Annotated in this window: 17 protein-coding genes and 1 riboswitch; of the genes, 6 read left to right on the forward strand and 11 right to left on the reverse strand. The window is 52.0% G+C overall.

Annotated elements, in window-relative coordinates; all coding sequences use genetic code 11:
* Positions 1–476 (forward strand): DUF4183 domain-containing protein (locus tag HMPREF9412_RS33590; RefSeq protein ID WP_175320769.1); only part of this gene is annotated, 476 nt, incomplete at its 5' end.
* A gap of 137 nt (positions 477–613) precedes the next feature.
* Here HMPREF9412_RS33590 and HMPREF9412_RS13260 read toward each other — a convergent pair.
* Both HMPREF9412_RS13260 and HMPREF9412_RS13265 read right to left on the reverse strand, forming a co-directional pair.
* Positions 614–2,134: a glycoside hydrolase family 43 protein gene (locus HMPREF9412_RS13260; protein WP_009592084.1), complete on the reverse strand. Its 1,521-nt coding sequence runs from the start codon at positions 2,132–2,134 to the stop codon at positions 614–616.
* A 124-nt stretch (positions 2,135–2,258) separates the two neighbouring features.
* Positions 2,259–3,938 carry an ABC transporter substrate-binding protein gene (locus HMPREF9412_RS13265; protein ID WP_009592077.1) on the reverse strand — a complete coding sequence of 560 codons (1,680 nt, stop codon included), beginning with the start codon at positions 3,936–3,938 and terminating at the stop codon, positions 2,259–2,261.
* A gap of 203 nt (positions 3,939–4,141) precedes the next feature.
* Between HMPREF9412_RS13265 and HMPREF9412_RS13270 the strand changes: the two genes are divergently transcribed.
* Together HMPREF9412_RS13270 and HMPREF9412_RS13275 are read left to right on the forward strand one after the other, a co-directional pair.
* The gene (locus HMPREF9412_RS13270; RefSeq protein ID WP_009592079.1) at positions 4,142–5,005 is read left to right on the forward strand and encodes an AraC family transcriptional regulator; all 864 of its coding nucleotides are present in this window, start codon (positions 4,142–4,144) and stop codon (positions 5,003–5,005) included.
* A gap of 519 nt (positions 5,006–5,524) precedes the next feature.
* The gene (locus HMPREF9412_RS13275; RefSeq protein ID WP_009592092.1) at positions 5,525–5,836 is read left to right on the forward strand and encodes a YbjQ family protein; all 312 of its coding nucleotides are present in this window, start codon (positions 5,525–5,527) and stop codon (positions 5,834–5,836) included.
* A gap of 181 nt (positions 5,837–6,017) precedes the next feature.
* Here the strand turns inward: HMPREF9412_RS13275 and HMPREF9412_RS13280 are convergent, their stop codons facing one another.
* The 5 genes from HMPREF9412_RS13280 to HMPREF9412_RS13300 all read right to left on the reverse strand — a co-directional run bounded on the left by HMPREF9412_RS13280 (position 6,018) and on the right by HMPREF9412_RS13300 (position 11,971).
* Positions 6,018–7,175, reverse strand: coding sequence for an SGNH/GDSL hydrolase family protein (locus HMPREF9412_RS13280; protein WP_139083951.1), 1,158 nt, complete (start codon positions 7,173–7,175; stop codon positions 6,018–6,020).
* 216 nt (positions 7,176–7,391) lie between these two features.
* The gene (fucU, locus tag HMPREF9412_RS13285) at positions 7,392–7,820 is read right to left on the reverse strand and encodes an L-fucose mutarotase (RefSeq protein WP_009592083.1); all 429 of its coding nucleotides are present in this window, start codon (positions 7,818–7,820) and stop codon (positions 7,392–7,394) included.
* A gap of 83 nt (positions 7,821–7,903) precedes the next feature.
* Positions 7,904–9,415, reverse strand: coding sequence for a rhamnulokinase (locus HMPREF9412_RS13290; RefSeq protein WP_009592114.1), 1,512 nt, complete (start codon positions 9,413–9,415; stop codon positions 7,904–7,906).
* Positions 9,416–9,493: 78 nt separating this feature from the next.
* Positions 9,494–10,153: a class II aldolase/adducin family protein gene (locus HMPREF9412_RS13295; RefSeq protein ID WP_009592074.1), complete on the reverse strand. Its 660-nt coding sequence runs from the start codon at positions 10,151–10,153 to the stop codon at positions 9,494–9,496.
* 24 nt (positions 10,154–10,177) lie between these two features.
* On the reverse strand, positions 10,178–11,971 hold the full coding sequence (locus HMPREF9412_RS13300) for an L-fucose isomerase (RefSeq protein WP_009592101.1): 1,794 nt from the start codon (positions 11,969–11,971) through the stop codon (positions 10,178–10,180).
* Between the two features lie 202 nt (positions 11,972–12,173).
* Here HMPREF9412_RS13300 and HMPREF9412_RS13305 point away from each other — a divergent pair, with 202 nt between their 5' ends.
* Positions 12,174–13,031: an AraC family transcriptional regulator gene (locus HMPREF9412_RS13305; protein WP_009592112.1), complete on the forward strand. Its 858-nt coding sequence runs from the start codon at positions 12,174–12,176 to the stop codon at positions 13,029–13,031.
* Between the two features lie 97 nt (positions 13,032–13,128).
* On the opposite strand, the gene HMPREF9412_RS13310 is transcribed toward HMPREF9412_RS13305, so the two are convergent.
* Positions 13,129–13,518, reverse strand: coding sequence for a 2Fe-2S iron-sulfur cluster-binding protein (locus tag HMPREF9412_RS13310; protein WP_009592099.1), 390 nt, complete (start codon positions 13,516–13,518; stop codon positions 13,129–13,131).
* Positions 13,519–13,739: 221 nt separating this feature from the next.
* Between HMPREF9412_RS13310 and HMPREF9412_RS13315 the strand changes: the two genes are divergently transcribed.
* Entirely contained in the window at positions 13,740–15,014 is a 1,275-nt protein-coding gene (locus HMPREF9412_RS13315) for a stalk domain-containing protein (RefSeq protein ID WP_009592076.1), read from the forward strand.
* A gap of 120 nt (positions 15,015–15,134) precedes the next feature.
* Here HMPREF9412_RS13315 and HMPREF9412_RS13320 read toward each other — a convergent pair whose 3' ends face one another.
* Positions 15,135–15,611: a C40 family peptidase gene (locus HMPREF9412_RS13320; protein ID WP_009592104.1), complete on the reverse strand. Its 477-nt coding sequence runs from the start codon at positions 15,609–15,611 to the stop codon at positions 15,135–15,137.
* Positions 15,612–15,614: 3 nt separating this feature from the next.
* A riboswitch (cyclic di-AMP (ydaO/yuaA leader) is annotated at positions 15,615–15,748 on the reverse strand.
* Between the two features lie 262 nt (positions 15,749–16,010).
* On the opposite strand from HMPREF9412_RS13320, the gene HMPREF9412_RS13325 reads away from it, so the two are divergent.
* A complete protein-coding gene (locus HMPREF9412_RS13325; RefSeq protein WP_009592091.1) occupies positions 16,011–16,538 on the forward strand; it encodes a hypothetical protein in 528 nt (175 codons plus the stop codon).
* A gap of 307 nt (positions 16,539–16,845) precedes the next feature.
* Here the strand turns inward: HMPREF9412_RS13325 and HMPREF9412_RS13330 are convergent, their stop codons facing one another.
* Positions 16,846–17,799, reverse strand: coding sequence for an ROK family protein (locus HMPREF9412_RS13330; RefSeq protein ID WP_009592086.1), 954 nt, complete (start codon positions 17,797–17,799; stop codon positions 16,846–16,848).
* Positions 17,800–17,834: 35 nt separating this feature from the next.
* Positions 17,835–18,521, reverse strand: coding sequence for a copper homeostasis protein CutC (locus tag HMPREF9412_RS13335; protein ID WP_009592107.1), 687 nt, complete (start codon positions 18,519–18,521; stop codon positions 17,835–17,837).
* Positions 18,522–18,523: the final 2 nt, after the last annotated feature.

Consider the following 18,523-nt stretch of genomic DNA (forward strand, 5'->3'; position numbering starts at 1 on the left):
GCACTCCTGGCACCCAAGGCTTGGAGGGACCGGCGGGCATTCCCGGACCGATGGGACCCCAAGGCCCCCAGGGCGCTCCAGGCAACCCAGGTATGGAGGGGCCTGCTGGAATCCAGGGGCCTACGGGGCCGCAAGGCCCTCAAGGAATCCCCGGAAGCGTAATCGTGCCGGAGATTAACGTGCTGCCGACCACGCTTCGCTATTTTTACGTATTGATGTCCGAGGTTAATCTGGATGATCCCTTCGTCATATCTGCCGGACAATTTACGGATGACGACGGTAACCAGGCATTTCAGAGCATTATGGTAGGTCCGAACAGCTCCTCGACCGTGTATATCAACGGTATGATTCAGGAAGGCCGTATCTACACCATCACTTCGGAGGCACTAACCTTGTATTCTCCCGGCGATGTGCTTCTGGCCGGAACGCCGATCCTGCTGGAGGTGCTGTATCTCACCGTTCAGGTGGTGGCTTGAACGGTGAGCAAAGAACCCGCTGCGGCGGGTAACAAGGTTCACGAAAAAGACATCTGCCGCAAGGGAGATGTCTTTTTCTGCTTCTTAACATGTTACCGAAATAAACGGTCCTATCTCTTTCATCATTTCGATTTCGACTATTCGGCCCGGCTATCGATGACTTCATAATCAAACCAGTCGAACAGCGCAGGGGTTGTTCCGTTGTCGCCGAATGCATACATAGCAATCATTAATCCTGTAAATCCGCCGGCTACTTCCGTCGCAAGCAGATGGGTTTCACCTGATCCCATACTCAGGATCTCCGATGTGCTTTGCCCCATGGAGAATCGGAAATGCTCCGGCATTGCTTCGATTCGTAACACGACAGGCCCCTCCGGACATCGGCTGGTTTGTTCTACGCTAAGCGACCCCACGGTACGTCTGAATACGATCGTTTTTTCCCCGTTTATAAGCTTTACGGCCAGATCATAATGATACCTTTCATTCATAAAAACGGTTAATCCGGCTTCTTCCCCCTCGTTTGCGGGCTCAAAGTCCAGAGCAGCGGATACATTGCAAGAAAAGTGGCATAATCGTCGCCCGACGAAAGCAGGGGATGCCGCGTCGTTCAAGGACGATGGGGTGCCCCGCAGCACGAGATATCCCGGATGTTCCTGCAGCGACCAGCTCCCTGGTAATGGGTTGCGCAAAAAGACCCAGTCCAAACCGAGGGAGGCGTGATCGAAGTCGTCTCTGGACGGCATTTCGGGCCACCTGCATTCCGGCAGCTGAGGACTGTCCATTACCTGCTCGACCCTTCCCTCGAAACCGATGCTCGGCCAACCGTCCGCCGTCCATGTTACCGGAGCCAGATAAGTTTCTCTGCCGAGATGATGGCGCATCGGGTATGAAACCGGCCTGATCCCCAAGAAAACGGCCCACCACGTGCCATCCTGAGCCTGCACCAGATCCGCGTGCCCTGTCGCGTGAATGGGGCTTCTCCTGCTTCGATGGGACAGAATCGGATTGTGGGGACAAGGCTCAAACGGCCCGTAAGGATGTCGGCCTCGCGAGACCGTGACCATATGTCCGTACTCGGTTCCGCCCTCGGCAATCATTAAATAATACAGACCGTCCAATTTGTATAAATGCGGGGCTTCCGGACTGGCTCCCCCGGTTCCTCTCCAGATTAAACGGCTTTCCGTCAGCTTCTTGCCGCTTGCAATATCGATTTCGCATTGATAAATGCCCTCTCCCTCGTTACCGTAGCAAGCCGTCTGAAAATAGACGCGACCATCGTCGTCAAATAGCAGCGAAGGATCTATGCCTTGCTGGGCGACAGGGATCGGATCAGACCAAGGACCTGCCGGATCCGTGCTTTTGACGTAAAAGTTGCCGATCCCGCTGACGTTGGTTGTCGTCATATAATACCAGCCCTCATGATAGCGAAGGGTCGGGGCATAAATTCCCCCTGAGCTCCCGGCGTTCTTAAGGGACAGTTGTTTTTCCGATGTAAGGCAATGGCCAATTTGCTTCCAATTTACCAAGTCCTTGCTATGAAAGATGGGAACGCCCGGGAAATACTCAAATGTGCTCGTCACCAAATAATAATCTTCGCCAACTCGGCAAATGCTTGGATCCGGATAAAAGCCCGGTAGGATGGGGTTGCTAAACTTCATGAAACAAAACACTCCTCTGCACTTCTTATTTATGTCTAAGAAACGATGGTCTAAGAAACAATGGTGAAACCAGATTGGCATAAAAGAGAGGCAGCTTTTGGGCCTGCCCCTCAAATCAAACGGTTCAGTTATTCCACAGCTCAACCCGATCACGAACCAGCTCCGAATATTCCTGCTCCATCTTTTCCGCCCCGGCAGCGTTCAGATCTTGAATGAACTGATCGTAAAGGGCATCGAATTGGGACGGCTCCGCAAGGATGATCTCCGGAATGCGTTTGCGAACAATCTCTTCAACCCGCTTGTAGGTGATTGCAATATTGGAGTCGATCGGCGGGGAAATAAGATATGCCGCACCCCACGGCTTCGTTGGAAATTCCTCCGACTTTGGCCAGAGATCCTTCCACATTTCCGCACCATACGCTTGCAGCGTTTCTTTGGCTGATGGCGTATAATTGGCCTTGATTTGTTCCGGGAAGTTGGTCGTATAATAATTTCCGGTCGAATCCTTCGCGCCGTCGCCATAACGAGGAAACAAGCTGTTATATAATCCAATTCCGCTCTCTTTGGTGAAGCTGGCGTTGTCGTTAACTTTGCGGTCCTGCACGTCCTCCAGAATGACGCGTTTGCCGTCTTTGACATTGTAATGCTCGCCTTCAATGCCCCAGTTCATCAAAATTTGCCCTTCTTCGGAAGCCAGATAATCCAAGAACTTGATGATCCGTACCGGATCCTTCGCGGATGTCGTGATGCCTACTCCCCAGCCTGCTGCATACCCTGCATTCTGGAACGAAGCGTCCTTGGTCGTCTCATCCAATTGGATCGGGAATCTCGCATAGGTACGGTTCTCTTTGCCGGCCGTTCTCAGCGCATTCGTCGGGTTTCCAAACCCCCAATCGGCGTCAATGACGCCAAGAACGCGGCCTGAGGCGATCTTTGCTTCGTACTGGTCCGTCTTCTGAACGAACGTTTCATTGTCCAATATGCCCGTGGCGTTGAGATGATTCAACCAGCGGAAGTATTCCTTGTCCTCCGGACGTCTGTAGTGCAATTTCGCTTCATACGTTTCCGGATCAACATAATACTCCCCATCCCCTGACAAACCGGTAGCAATCACGGCCGCATCCGTTACGGAGATCATGAATCGCCATCCATCCGCATTGAGCGTCAACGGAATCGTTGGCTGACCGTCGATCGCCGGGTGTTTCTCATAATAATCCTTCAGCGCCTTCTCAAAATCCTTGACGGTCTTGATTTCCGGATAACCGAGCTCTTTCAGCACTTCATGCTGGATATGAAAGTTTCCGCCAGCATCCAATTGCTGATGATCCACCGCATTCAGCGTCGGAAGAACATAGATCGACTCATCCTCGTTGCTCCACTTCAGACGGTTCATGTAATCCCCATAGAGCTTTTTCAGGTTCGGTGCATGTTCTTCGATCAAATCGGTAAGGTCGATAAAAGCGCCCGAATCAACGAACAGATTCGCATCGCCTTTAGCGTAAACGAGATCCGGATATTCACCGCTCGCTACCATCAGCGGCAGCTTCTGATTGGAACCGTCAACCGCAAATTCGGCTTGGATCGTAACGCCGGTCGTCTCGGTCAGCTTTTTGCCGACAGCATCCTGCATACTTGCCCAGTTCGCGTTCGAATCGGCGCTGAAATATGAAATTGTAACCGGTTTCAAATCTCCCCCTTCGCTGCCTGCGGAATTGCCGTTGTCACCGCTGCTGCACGCAGCCAGAATAAACGTAACCAGCATCATCATAGCCAAGAGCGGCGATAATCCCTTCCAGTGTTTCATGCCATTACCCCCTGTTCAATATCTTCTTGTCAGTCGCCAGCAGAACATTTTTTCAAGGCTTTTGTGTATGAATGGTTTAGAGCGACTCACTTTCAGATCCTATTATATCTTCTAGTTTTGTCCTTATTCCTTGATCTTAGAGCCTGAATATAGCATGATAAGGACATCAAGACACTGCATAATATATTTGGGAGGGTAGTCGAATGAGAAGCGTACATTTGGATTGGTTTACAAACGATGAACAATTTAAGTTCTTTATTCAATACGGCCGACATGAGGAGGATATGTATGTGCATCGCCATGTTGATTTCTCCGAACTCGTTATCGTTTTGCACGGGAATGCCACCCATATCGTCAACACAGAGGAATCGTTTATCAAGAAGGGGGACGTCTTTGTCATTAACGGCACAACCTCCCATGGATATAAAGACCCGCATGAGTTTCGTATTTGCAACATCATGTATAAGCCCGAGATGCTGGAATCGGCAGGTCCTGAGTTCAAAAGATCGAACGGGTATCAGGCGCTTTTCGTTCTAGAACCGTATTACCGCAATATCAACCATGCCTTGAGCAAGATGAGCCTGCCGATCTCAAGTCTGGATTACATATCGTCCGTTGTTGACTTCATGATTGAGGAATACGCGAACAAGCTGCAGGGCTACCAGACCATCCTGCGTTCGCGATTTATGGAGCTCGTCGTCCAGCTGTCACGGCAATATGAAAAGCAAGAGCGTCACGGAGCCCAAATTAATCTGATGCATTTGGCGAAAGCCATTTCCTTTATGGAGGATCACTATTTGCAGCCTATTTCTCGTGATGAAATTGCGGCCAAATCCAATATATCCGTCAGGCATTTGAATCGGATATTCCAATCCTATTACCAAACAACGCCTTTCGCCTATCTTCTGCAGCTCCGCTTGGAGCACGCATGCAGGCTGTTAAAGACGACACCCCTTCCGATTTCGGACATTTCTTATCAGAGCGGATTCAACGACAGCAATTATTTTACCCGACAGTTCTCGAAGGTGTATGGCCTATCTCCTAAAGTGTACCGAAAGCGCAGGTAAGACTTTGCAAGGCGCGAGAAATACCGTACGCCACAAATCCGTGAGTTTCAATGCAGCCTTAGATCCTGCAGCAGAAGCAAACTGTTCGAAAAAATCATCCTACTTTTAAATTTGGATCATCGATCGGATGAAAGCTCAAGTCATCCTCTTTTCCTTGTCCGACGGCGAGATCGCGGATGTGAACTACTTCTCGCAAGCCCATGGCTCTTTTGCGGAATCCAACCTTTATCCAGGCTTACAGGTTTCAATGCAAGATTTGTTTGCGTGACTACTATACATTAGGAAACAACCGCCTATTGGCCACTTGCTTTGCAGCTTCAATGAGCATTTTCCATCGTATAATTGTCTTCTTACGCCCATTCATGAAACCAATCCTCTTCTGTCGGCGTACTAAAAGAAAGCACCCACGCTGGTAATCGATCGTATGCTTCTTAGTACTGCAATCCAAATCAGCATCAGGTGAAAGGTGTTTTTATTCGTAAACGCTATATAAAAATTATTTGAAAGAAGGAATATCATATGATTATGACAACAACATCTACCATTGAAGGTTACCCGGTTAAAAGGTATATCGGCATTGTGAACGGCGAAGTCATTATGGGCGCTAATGTAGTGAGGGACTTTATGGCCTCCATTACCGATTTTGTTGGTGGGCGCTCGGGTGCCTACGAGAACAAGCTGCAGGAAGCAAGGGATGTAGCGTTTGCCGAGATGAAAGACAAGGCTGAGCGAATGGGGGCCAACGCTATCGTAGCGGTGGACATCGACTATGAGGTCATTCGTGAGGGAATGCTGATGGTGGCCGTCAGCGGAACAGCTGTGGAGGTATAACCGATACAGTGACGAACGACGCCAATCAGCCAGTTATCGTCTTATTGCAGTTTGAAGAAGCCACGACCAGTCAGACCGATTACGGTCTGACTGGCGCTGTTTTCTCCACCAACCATTGGCATGAAACCGACCCGTCCATTTCCATCTGAGTAAATCTCCGTTTTCAACCGCCTATGCGGATTTAGTTTTTCGGCTGCGCCTCAAACCACTTCAGGAAAGCTTCAGCAATCACCGCTCCTGCTAGGCCGTTCGGATGCGGATCATCCGAAGAACTCATATACTTCGGCTCGATCCGATGTTCCTCCGGAGCAGGACGGGACAGAATATCTGCGATATCGAACACGGCGTCCACGCCTTCCGGAGGACGGGTGCGAATCGATTCGTTGACGGTACGCCATACCGCTTCCCTGTCTCCCATAAAATTGAACGGGGGTACTGTAAAGAGAATGATACGAGCTTTTGTTCCGTCCTCCCTCTGTTTCAAACGCCTTACAATCGATGATAAATCATCCAGCAGTTCCCGGGAGCTTCTCGCTCCGATATCGATATCATTTACCCCAAGCGCTATGGCAACAATATCTCCTTCGGCTGCCTTCGCGAGCCACGGACCGTCTGCCGATGCATCATATGCCCTTGCCCAGCCGGAACCGATATTCCATACGCTGTAGTCCTGCCCGAGGCCATCCGCAATGCGGGACACCCAGTATTGGTAACCGTCTTTCGCAGTTCTTACGCCTTGTGTAATAGAGTCCCCTAGGAAGATCATCCGCTGCTTGACCGTTCTGGCATACCCGGCAAAAGCAGGCATGACCAAGCGGCTCACTGCCGGCACGAACGCTGCTCCAAACTCATCATCCGCCTTATTCCCTTCAGCTTCATAAGCCGTTACAAGCAGCCCCTCCGTATTGTATGGCACCGTTTTACCTGATGAAAGCGTCGTTATGGTCCAAGTGAACGCCAAATCATGTCCCTTGGGCAGTTCGATCTGCAACGGATCGCTCCAAAACGTCTCGTCGGGAGCTACCACTTTGCCCGGATTCCCGTCAAACATAACCTGCACGCTTGTCCCAGGCACAACCTGCCCATTCCGGCCGGTGCCGCCATCGGCAGCATAAGCCGCTTCAATCCGCCACGCTCCCCCTGGCATACTCCCTTTGGCCACCGAGCCCACATCCCACGTGGAATCTACCGAGTTGCTGTGCCAGAATCTCAGCTCAAGCTGCCCGGACTCTCTCGGTTTGATATAGGTACGATAGGTACGCGTCATTACATTGTCTTGCTCCATAATATAATTAGTTGCCGTTGATACGACCGATAACGATGCGTATGTTCCTCTCACAATATCACCTTCATTTTTATGATGGTATGTATTTGCCAGAATCATCTGGGCGTCTTACTTTCCCGCTTGTTCAATCTGGCCTAATGCTCATTGTAGTTCAATCCTGCACAGTTGTATTCATTTTTTACGCATGATCATGAAAACGGTTTGGACAATTTGAAACCGAAAAAAAGAACCGCCGCAGCGATCTCTTCTCTAACTATTGCACCAGGCAGCCTAAACGACTACGCCCTTTTTAAGGATAACATTGGCATACAGCGCTTGTTCGCCCGTCGACACGATGGCATACGCATTCTTGGCGCGTTCATAGAACGAGAAACGCTCCATCTCATCGAATTCAACGGGAACGGCGTGAAACTCCTTCACAATCTGGCGGTAATCCTCCCAGATCGGCGTTTTCACGGTATCTCCGGGGGTGACGGCCATCAGGGCTACCGGGGATTCAACGTACGTATCCAGCGGAAATAACGGCAATATGGCGTTTAATAACGCAGGGATTCCGTGTCCGTCTGCCCGGACCAACCGCCGGGCGTGACTGGCTGCAGGGAAATTGGCGTCGCCGAGAACGATTTCATCCGCGTGCCCCATCTCCATAAGTATTTTCAGCAGCTCAGGCGAGAGCAAATGAGATATGCCTTTTAGCATGGAACGACATCCTTCTTTATCAGATTTTGAAGCAAGATGAGAATCTGAGCCAGGGAGCTGTCAGTCCCTGAACGCTTTTATGATCACGGCTGTGCCTGCTGCTGCCCGATCAAGGACTTGTAACGCAGGAACGCTGCCTCCCAATCCTCACGGGATTCGGGTTCATACCAGGCCAGCGGAAAAGACCGCTTCACGAGCTCGACTCCCTCTTCCCTGCTGCGCAGCGTGCCATTGGCCACAAATTGAACCAGCATGTTCCCGATGGCGCTGGCTTCGACCGGACCGGCCCACACCGTACGGCCCATGGCATTCGCCGTATACCGGCATAACAGCTCGTTTTGAATGCCGCCGCCAACCATATGAAGCCCATCGTACGACTGCCCGGTCAGGACTTCCATCCGTTCAAGCACTTCCCGGTATCTTAGGGCCAGGCTTTGCAGTATGCACTGGACATACTCACCGGCGCTTTGCGGAACGGGCTGCCCGGTCTCCCGGCAATAATCCCGAATTTCAGCCGTCATATCGGCCGGATTCATGAAGCGCAGATCATCGGGATGGATGAGGCTGCGGAAAGGCTCCGCGTCCTCCGCGAGCTCAACCAGCTCTGCATAAGAATACTTCAGTCCCTGATTTTCCCACTGCCGCTTGCACTCCTGAAGAATCCAGAGGCCCATGATATTCTTCAGCAATTGAAAGGACTGATAAGCCCCGCCCTCATTGGAGAAGTCTTCTTCCAGCACGTCCGGGTGAACGAGCGGCTCCGGCAGCTCGGTTCCGAGAAGCGACCAGGTCCCGCATACGAGATAAGCAAACCGAGCGGCATTCGCCGGAACGGCCACCACGGCGGATTCCGTATCGTGCGACGCCACGGCAATCGCTTCGATCGCCGGAACGCCAAGCTCTTGCGCTACGGCATCCTGCAGCCTGCCAATCACGCTTCCCGGCTGTACGGGTTCAAGGAACAAGGACGAGGGAAGTCCCAGCTCATCCATTAACCGCTCATTCCACTTGCCTTCCGTAACATGATACAGCTGGGTCGTGGTTGCCATGGTGAACTCGCATGCTTGAACCCCTGTAAGAAAATAGTTCAGAAGATCCGGCGTGAGCAGGAACTTGTCCGCGATATCTAGCATCGGCGACTTCGCCTTAAGCATCGCATTCAACTGGAAGATGGTGTTAAACGGCATGAATTGCAGGCCGCTTTCTTGAAACAGCCGCTCTCTGCCAACCTGCTTGCAGGTTTCCTCCACCATCCCTTCCGTCCGGAGGTCCCGGTAATGATAAGGCACTCCGATGAGCTCCCCGTTGCGGTCAATCAGTCCATAATCGACGCCCCACGAATCGATGCCATAGCTGACCGGTCGATAACCGTCCTGAAACGCTTTACGGATGCCGTGCTTGACCTCCTGGAGCAGCATCGGGAAGTTCCAGTGCAGATGATCTCCCATCTGAACAGGAGTATTGGCAAAACGATGAATCTCCGTGATCTTCAGTATGCCGGGGGAGTCATGATCAGAAGCGGTGATTTCGCCCAGCAGCGCCCGGCCGCTGCTGGCCCCCAAGTCAAACGCAAGCACCGCAGATGAATTGCTCATACGCCGCATCCTTTCTCACCTTTAGTACGATACCGATTCAAATTCCAACTATCCGAGATCCGAACCTTAACTCGACATTTATTTCATCTTCTGCAGAAGCTGAATCCGATAATCCTCGCTCTCCAGAGCAGCAATATCGTCTACTTCCTGATCTGTCAGCGGCACCGGCGTGCCGGCCGCCTTGGCGCTCAGATAAATTTTGGCGCTCTCTTCAACCACTTGGGTCCGGTAATACGCTTCGCGCAGATTCCGGCCGGTTGTGACCAGTCCATGATTACCCAGCAGTATGGAGCTGGCCGTGGTCACTTTCTCCGCGACGGCATCTGCCAACAAATCCGTCGTTGGTATGATGTACGGGATATAAGCCGTACGGCCGACCAATGCCGCCTGATCGGGGAACATCACCGGCAGCTCCTGTTCCACCAGCGTAAAGGCAATGCAATGGGACGGATGCGTATGCACCATGGCCCCGATGTCAGGGTTGCTGCGGTATCCGTACAGGTGCATCAGCACTTCGGAGGAAGGCCGCAGACCAATATCGGTAATATCGCCCGTCGGGATATCCACTTCGATCCATTGCTCCGGCTCGATCTCCTCCAGCGCAAAACCGCTCGGGGACAAATACATTTTGTCCCCTGCCCTGGCGCTGATGTTCCCTCCAGGCCCTACAACGAGTCCGTTGTCGACGATTTTTTTGGCATACTTGCAGAGCTCGTTTCTCGTTTCTACATTCAGCATGATTCGCTCTCCTCTCGAATGACCTTATTTATATAGAGGACCGAAGTTCTGGCAAGCGCGGAAATCGGCGCTTTCCGGATCGGACGTTCCAAACATGCCCCATGCACGCGGACGGAACACCTCATTAGCGGGCACATTATGCATGTTGACCGGAATTCGCAGCACCGAAGCCAGGGTGATAAGATCTGCTCCGATATGTCCGTAACTGATCACGCCGTGATTGGCTCCCCACTGGTTCATGACCTCATAAACGCTGGAGAAGGCTCCCTCTCCCGTGAGGTTCGGTACGAACCAGGTCGTTGGCCATGTCGGGTCTGTACGCTTATCGAGCGTATCGTGCACCTCCGACGGCAGATCCACGGAATAGCCTTCGGCGATTTGCAGGACGGGACCAAGCCCTTTCACCAGGTTAAGGCGGAACATCGTCATCGGCATGCCGCCGCGCGTCAGGTAGTCGGTTGAGTAACCGCCGCCACGGAAATACTCCAGGTTAGCCGGTCTCCACTGCGTGGCCTTGAGCGTGCGGTCAACCTCTTCATCCGTGATATCCCAGAACGGTTTCATGGCCGGCTTGCCGTCAAGCTCCTGCTCGCCCGTTCCGTCCAGTGCGGCCGAACCGGAATTGATCAAATGCAGGATGCCGTTTTCCGCTTTGCCCTCAAGCTTATAGCCGGTAACCCGTTCTACCGAAGCCGGACTCCAGTACGTCCGCACATCCGCGAAAATCTGTGCCGTATTGGTTAACAGGTATCCGAACAGCATGCCGACTCCGTTCAGGCTGTCATTCTCCGTTGCCACGATATACGGCGAACGTCTGCCGTTCCAATCGAAGGAGGAGTTGAGGATGGTCTCCAGAAAATCTCCGTTCGGGGAGTGATCCGTCCATTGCCGCTGCCCCTGGAAGCCGGAAGCGATCGCGCTGTGGCCTTGGGCCTCCTCTTCGAAACCAAGCTCCTTCAATCGCGGATTGCCGATCATCAAATCACGGGTGATCAGCGTCATTTTGACGACGGTTTCCCATTCCAGATCCTTGCGCTCCCGGCTGTTCTGCAGATGATCCGGATTGTTATCCGGTCCTTCCGTGCAGTTCTCCTTCACCCAAGCAAGCGCCTTTTCATACTCTTCAGGATCATAGATCCCTTCCTCCAAACGGCGCGTAAACTCGCTCATATCCACATATTCATTCCGCATGCCCAGATATTCCTGGAAGAAGCTGTCGTCCACGATCGAGCCGGCGATGCCCATCGACACGGAGCCCATGGACAAGTACGATTGTCCGCGCATATAGGCCGCAGCCAGCCCGCTCCGCGCAAAACGCAGGAGCTTCTCTTGAACGTCATCCGGAATGCGGGTATCCCCTTCATCCTGAACGTCTTCGCCATAGATGCCGAATGCGGGAAGTCCCTTCTGCGCATGGGCCGACAAGACGGCTGCCAAATACACCGCGCCCGGACGCCCTGTTCCGTTGAAGCCCCATACTGCCTTCGGACGCGAAGGATCCGCATCCATCGTTTCCGTTCCGTAACACCAGCAAGGCGTAACGGTTATCGTCAGACCGACCTCGGCATTCTTGAACTTCTTGGCCGCTGCGGTCGCTTCGGCAACGCCGCCGATGCAAGTATCCGCAATCACGCATTCAACCGGTTCGCCATTCGGATATTTAAGCTCTTTCGTCAGCATCTCGGCGACGGCCTTGGCCAGATTCATGGTCTGTTCCTCAAGGGATTCCCTTACCCCTCTCCTTCTGCCATCTATCGTAGGGCGAATGCCGATTTTCGGAAATCCGTCCCGCCATCTGTAATCGTTTTCAATTGTCATGTATGTCACGCCTCCCTATAAGGATTATGACATCATTGTAAGTTGATACGGGCTCAAGGATAACCCACTATTTTGTTATATCGGTCCCCAATTTCAGCAAGACAGTGTACCTTTGCGTAAGCGGGCTGCAAACGATTTCGGCATCGAGGAGCAATATGCATTATAATAGGAAAAGGATGCTGCTTTCAGGAGGGACGAGACCGTGCCAAAAATCGAAATCTCGCATAGTAAAAGCGATCACTTCCGCTTCATCAAAAATCCGCAGCTGCTCTTTGCCGGCCAGGTCGTGGACGAGGACTTCTTTTATGGCCCGCCGCAAATCCACGATTTCTGCGAGATCATCTATGTGGTTGAAGGACGCGGAGAATTCACCATAGCAGGTAAAGTATATGAGCTTAACAAAGGCGATGTCGCCATCTATAACCCTGGCATTCCCCATGAGGAGAAATCCATCACGGACGGGCCATTCAAGGTCATCTATTGCGGCGTGGATTCGCTTCACATTGAAGGGGTGCCTCAGGGGATGCTGCTGCCGGCCTATGTCGAGCCGGTCATATCCTGCGAGAAATACGCTTATAAAGTGGAGAGCTATCTTTCCGAGATCCTCCGCGAATGCGATTCGCAGGTACTGGGATATGAAACGCTGAGCACGAACCTGCTGATGTCATTGATTACCGTGATTTATCGCATCGTGGACGTTAAACACCAATTCCAATCCCTGAAGGGCAAGAATGAAATCGCGCTGCGGACCAAGCACTTTATCGACGCCAACTACACCCAGAGCATCAGCCTCAAGGACATTGCCGATACGATGTATGTCAGCCAGCATTATTTATCCCATCTGTTCAAAAAAGAAGTCGGCGATTCCCCCTTCAATTACTTGATATCCCGCCGGATTGAAGAGGCCAAGCGCCTGCTGGCGGATTCCGAAATGCCGGTGCATGAGGTTGCTTCCCAAGTCGGCTACGGCAACGACAAGTATTTCTCGATGTTATTCAAGAAAATTACCGGTCAAACGCCAAGCTCGTTCCGGGAACAGAGCAAAATGGCCGTGGAGTGAAGGAATTTTAGTTTGTTTTCCTTTCAATAAAGCAGGCAGCCGCAATGGTACGGCTGCCTGCTTTATTTATATTACTGTTATATGTCCTTCTATATCGTCAAAAGTATGGAGCATGCTTGATTTTGACGGGGCCGACCGCTTCGATCCTGCTCTGGCATCCGAGACGGTACCCCTCTTCGATTTCTTCCGGATCCAGGCGCCGTTCTTCGGCCAGATTGGGTTCGGACAGATACTCGATTCCCTCCACCACCATGCAGCGGCAGCGCGCACACGTCCCTCTTTTGCAAAAAGAGTTCCAATCCACCTCATTCCGCTCGGCCAAGTCAAGCACCGTCATGCCCAGAACAGGGGCCACGCTGCGCTGAACCTCGCGGCCCGTAAGCTCGATGATCTGGTCCGGCACGGCTTCCTTTCTCTCTTCCGCTGCCGGGAGCGACGAATTCTCTCCGCTGTTCCCGCCCTTTTTGTTTTTCCAGAATTTAAACACGCCTTTATCCCCCTATGCATGTAATCATCAGGTTATGTATGAATTCCTTCAATTATTATACTGGAAAGTTTAAAAAATCAACAAGCTTACTCTTATCGATTCTATGACATCATGCAATTGGAACTCTATGAAAATTTTGCTATACTAGCGTATGCTAGAGCAAATTCCATATTCTATGAATATCATTCTATTATTTTATTGGGTTGGAGGGAAACATTAGCATGCTGCATAGACGAATAGGAAAAACAGCCGTCGCTGCCGTTCTTGCCTTATCTCTGCTCGGAACCGCGCCCCATATCGGCCAGGTACACGCTGCGCCTGCCATTTCGGTAACGCTGGATGACGTTGCGCTTACATTCGACGCGGCTCCTAGGATAGACAAAGGGGTCACCTACGTGCCGTTCCGGACGGTCGGTGAAGCGCTGGGCATTCAAATCACGTGGAACAGCAAGACGCAAACGGTGAAGGCCATTGGCAAGGTGAAGGGTCAACCAACGGAAGTGCTGCTTCAAGTCGGGAGCTCGAGCGCAACCGTCAACGGTAAAAAAGTAAAGCTGGCCGCTCCCCCTGTCCAACGGGAAGGCCGCGTTCTGATTCCGCTGAGCTCGTTCAGCAGCCAATTCGGCGTTAATGTGGGCTGGAATCAGGCGACTCGCACGGTTTCCCTCGTGTCGCCGCAGCGCGAAATGCATCTAAGAGCCTTTTACGCTTTGCAATCTTTCCAAGAGCGGGATCTCGTACCATCCATGAATTCAGTCGCCTTCGGCTGGAGCCGCATTGATCGGGAAGGTCAGTTTACGCTTCAAGGCGACGAGTATCGTCTGCCTGCGGCTGCCGGCGACGTGACTCCGCAATCGATTGTTGCGGATGCAGCGGATCGGGAGATTAAACCGTACCTTATGGTTTACGCTTTGGACGGAAACGGCGAATTAACCAAAGTCCTCAGCGACAGCAGCCTTCGCCAAAAGTCCATTGAAGGCATCACGACTGCGGTGGCGGATAACGGATTCGGCGGCGTGGTGCTTGATTTCGAAGGGCTTGGTTTTAAACTGGATGCCGCGAAGCAGCAGAAGCTGCTTAATGATTACGTCAAGCAATTGAAAGCGGCATTGCCCGGCGACATTGCTCTGTCCTTAGCGGTCCCGCCACTGAACAGCGCCTATAAAGGCTATGATTACAAGACGCTGGCCTCCCTTGCCGATGATCTTATCGTCATGGCGTATCAGTACAATCCGGTAGGCACCAAAGCCCAGGTTCCTGAGCCCAACAGTTTGGTGGACCAAGCAATTCAGCAGGCACTTCAGGCAGGCGTTCCTAAGCAGAAGCTCCTGCTCGGCATCAGCTTAAGCAGCGAAACCGCCACATCCGTCGACGATAAGCTCGGCTTGGCCAAACGCTATGATCTGAAAGGTGCCGCCTTCTGGCGTCTGGGCTTGTTCCGTTCCTATAATAATGGCATGGAAGCCGCCGTGAATGCCTCTGTCGTAAAGGAATAATCTAGTGAATCTTTTCGCAGAATCCCAAATTATAATTTTCTCTAAAAAAAGAAAGCCTGACAAGATCATCTCTTGTCAGGCTTTCCGGTTATGTATCGAACTCTAAACTACCTGTTCCAATTAGCTTGCGCTTCCTACCAGTTTAGCATAATTCTCTTGACTCAATACGCGGCGCGCCGTAACATAACGCGGTTCGTAATACGAGTCGCTAAGCTTGCTGATTCTTACGCCCTTACTGCTGGAAGCATGCGCAAATTGTCCATCTCCAATGTAAACGCCCGCATGGGAAATGCCGCTGCCGCTTGTATTGAAGAATACCAAATCTCCGACTCTCAGGTCCTCGCGATCCACATGAACCCCGGCTTTAGCCTGACTCTGGGATGTGCGTGGAAGATCTACGTCGAAATTTCTAAACATATACAGAATAAATCCGGAGCAATCAAATCCGCTTGTCGTTGTTCCGCCCCATTTATAAGGCGTTCCTACCAATTGCTTCACTTGATGCTGAAAATTCGGTTGTTGATCAGCATAGGCTGATACGGCACCTGAAGAAAAAATAATTGCAGACCCAAGCAATGTGATGACAAACTTCTTCAAAATATGTTCTCTCCTTCGATGCCTACGGAGTTAGCTAAGGGTTCGGTTGAAGGTTCCCTATACTCTCTATGGTACAAGAATAATTCACCCAAGACGGTTCCCCCGTTTTCACAAACGAAATTCGGCAAAATTCATTAACATTTTGTAACCTTCTCTTAATATAGTATACAAGCAAGGATGCTGTCAATAATATCCTAGAAATCTATCACTATATGTTAATCAATGTCGTATGGGCTGAAAATTTTCATGTATTTTCAGTACAGCATCTCACATACTCATGACAATTATGTAACTCTCCATCGAACCTCCGGCGACGTTTTATTAACGGGCGTGCAACTTTTGGGCAGTTCGGAACGTTTACATATTCAGACAAGAAATCAAAGAGGTGATCCTTCGCTTATGAGTCAAATCACGATGGCTGAAGCTTTGGCAGTCCGGGCAGCAATCAACCGTCTCATGAATCAATTGATGTCGGAACGCTTGAACAACAGCAGCACGATCATTGAAAAAGGGGAAACGGCGGAGTATCCTGCACGCAGCGTGGATGCCATTACGGAAGAGATCGAAGCCGCCGCAGCGGATTACAGAAAGCTGGATCTGCTGATGGCAATCTCCAACACGACGCAGACCATTAGTTGGAACGGCTCCGACATGACCATCATGGAGGCGATCGAGCTCGCCAAACAAATGCGCAGCGATATCGGACAGCTTGCCCATCTCGGCTCCCGCAAGAAGCTGGAGCGCCAGAGCAGCCGGGGAAGCGGAGATGGCGCCGTAACGCTGTTTAACGTGGCCTTATACGATCCGGAAGCTTATCAGGCGCAGGCGCGCAAGAAGGAACGCGAAGTGACCAGGCTCTCCTCACTGATCGAACATGCTAACCATACGAGCATGATTACGTTCGACGCATCAAAATATATGGAATAGCGGAAGCCGCCGGCTCCAAGCCTGCAGGCCGCCTCGCGTGCGGGTTTGGAGCCGGCGGTTACCGTCGGCGGGCGGGAAAGTGCGGGCAACCGCTTATTGTTTGTCGGATACAAACAAACCTAATAGGAAACCAAAAACTCGACTCCAGTGAAAACGGATGACGGCTTACGGTTTACGCCTATCACCTGTCACAAGTTACGGACTTCTCTTACGCAAATAGGATCGCTCCGTTTCCCGCTCTCTTCATGAAATAATCAGAAAGCCGCCCTTGAAGGGCGGCTTTTGTTGCCTTTTCTTTATGAATATATTATTGGAACAAGGCTGCGGCTCCCACCAGGCCAACATCGTCCCGCAGTCCCGCAGGAACGATCTCGTACGTTCCTAGATAGGACGGCATGACCAGCTTATCCGTCATTTCCCGCAGCTGCGGGAATAGTAGCTCCCCTGCTCTGCTCACACCCCCGCCAACCACGATGCGATCGGGGTTGAAGCTATGAATGACGTTAACCAGTCCAAGCGCCATGTAATAGACGGCGCGATCGATGACCTCTATTGCGACGGGGTCATGAAGACGTTTAGCCTCGAATACATGCCTGGCGTTCACGCCACCATCAGCTGCGGCCAGTTCGGAAATAACGCTGGGTTGGGTAAGCATCCGCTGGGATGCTGCCAGGCCGATGGCCGTTCCTGAAGCAAACACCTCCCAGCAGCCATGGCTGCCGCAATTGCACTGCGGACCGCTGGGATCAATGATATGATGCCCAAGCTCCCCCGCAAAGGAATTGCTGCCCAGAAACAGCTTGCCATCCAGCACGATGCCTGATCCGATGCCTGTGCTGAGCGTCACGTAAACCATATTCGTCGACCCTCGGCCGGCACCTCTTACATATTCGCCCCATGCGGCTGCATTGGCATCATTCAGCACCTGTACTTCCGTATTCAGATCACGTTCCATCCAGGCTTTGAGAGGGACGTTGGTCCATTCCGGCAAATTCGTGCCGTGAATGACAATGCCCTCCCGGCTGTTAACCGTTCCCGGCGAAGCCATGCCTACGCCTCGAAGCGGGTGGCCGCCCGACACGCTGCGAATCATGTTCGTAATTCTAGAGACCACTTCCTCGGCCGTACGCGCTCCGGCTGTCTCCATTTGCTCCCGGTTCAGCAGCTGTCCTTCGGAATCAAAGAGCGCTGCCGCGATCTTCGTACCCCCAAGGTCAACGCCAACCACAAATTCTTGCTGTTTATTCCATTCGGTTTGCAATTTTTGTTCACCTGTTTCCGATAGGTTTGCTACTTCTATTGATGTAAGCTGTCAGCCAATGATCGCAGCTCAACCGGATCAATGGGCTTCAGCCCTGATCGGCCATACCGGACAGCTGAGCCGAAATGAACCTCGCTCACGCCGGTCTGGTCGATGAATTCGCGTATGATTTCCCACTTCAGGCCGTTCCCGGCCAATATCTTTAGCCCGCTGCCTGCGGCTTGTTCCACAAGCTCGCGGATCCTTGGGATTGCTTGCGGTGCCGGCTGCGGTCCTCCCGACGTCAAGACGCGGGTGACGGCCGAGTATTTCTGCAACGTACGCAGCCCTTCGAATTGATCCTCCAATTCATCAAAAGCCCGGTGGAATGTCACTTGCATATCGCCCGTCCATTCCAGCATTTGGGCCAAGGCGGCCTCGTCGATCTTTCCTTCCGGAGTCAGCATGCCAAGGACCACGCCAGCCGCACCCGCCCTGCGGATCGCCTTCACCTCCGCAACCATGGTTGCTATATCCAGCGAGTTATACACAAAGGATCTGCTATGGGGCCTTACCATCACATGGACCGGAATCTGAACGGCTTTCACGACCTCTTCCACGAGACCGATGCCCGGCGTGAGCCCGCCTTCGGTGATCGCCGTGATCAATTCCAGACGGTCCGCGCCATTCTTCTCGGCTGTGATGGCATCGTCCACGCATGTTGCGATAATTTCAAGCAGCATGT

Source organism: Paenibacillus sp. HGF5, assembly GCF_000204455.1.
Taxonomy (GTDB): domain Bacteria; phylum Bacillota; class Bacilli; order Paenibacillales; family Paenibacillaceae; genus Paenibacillus_AQ; species Paenibacillus_AQ lautus_A.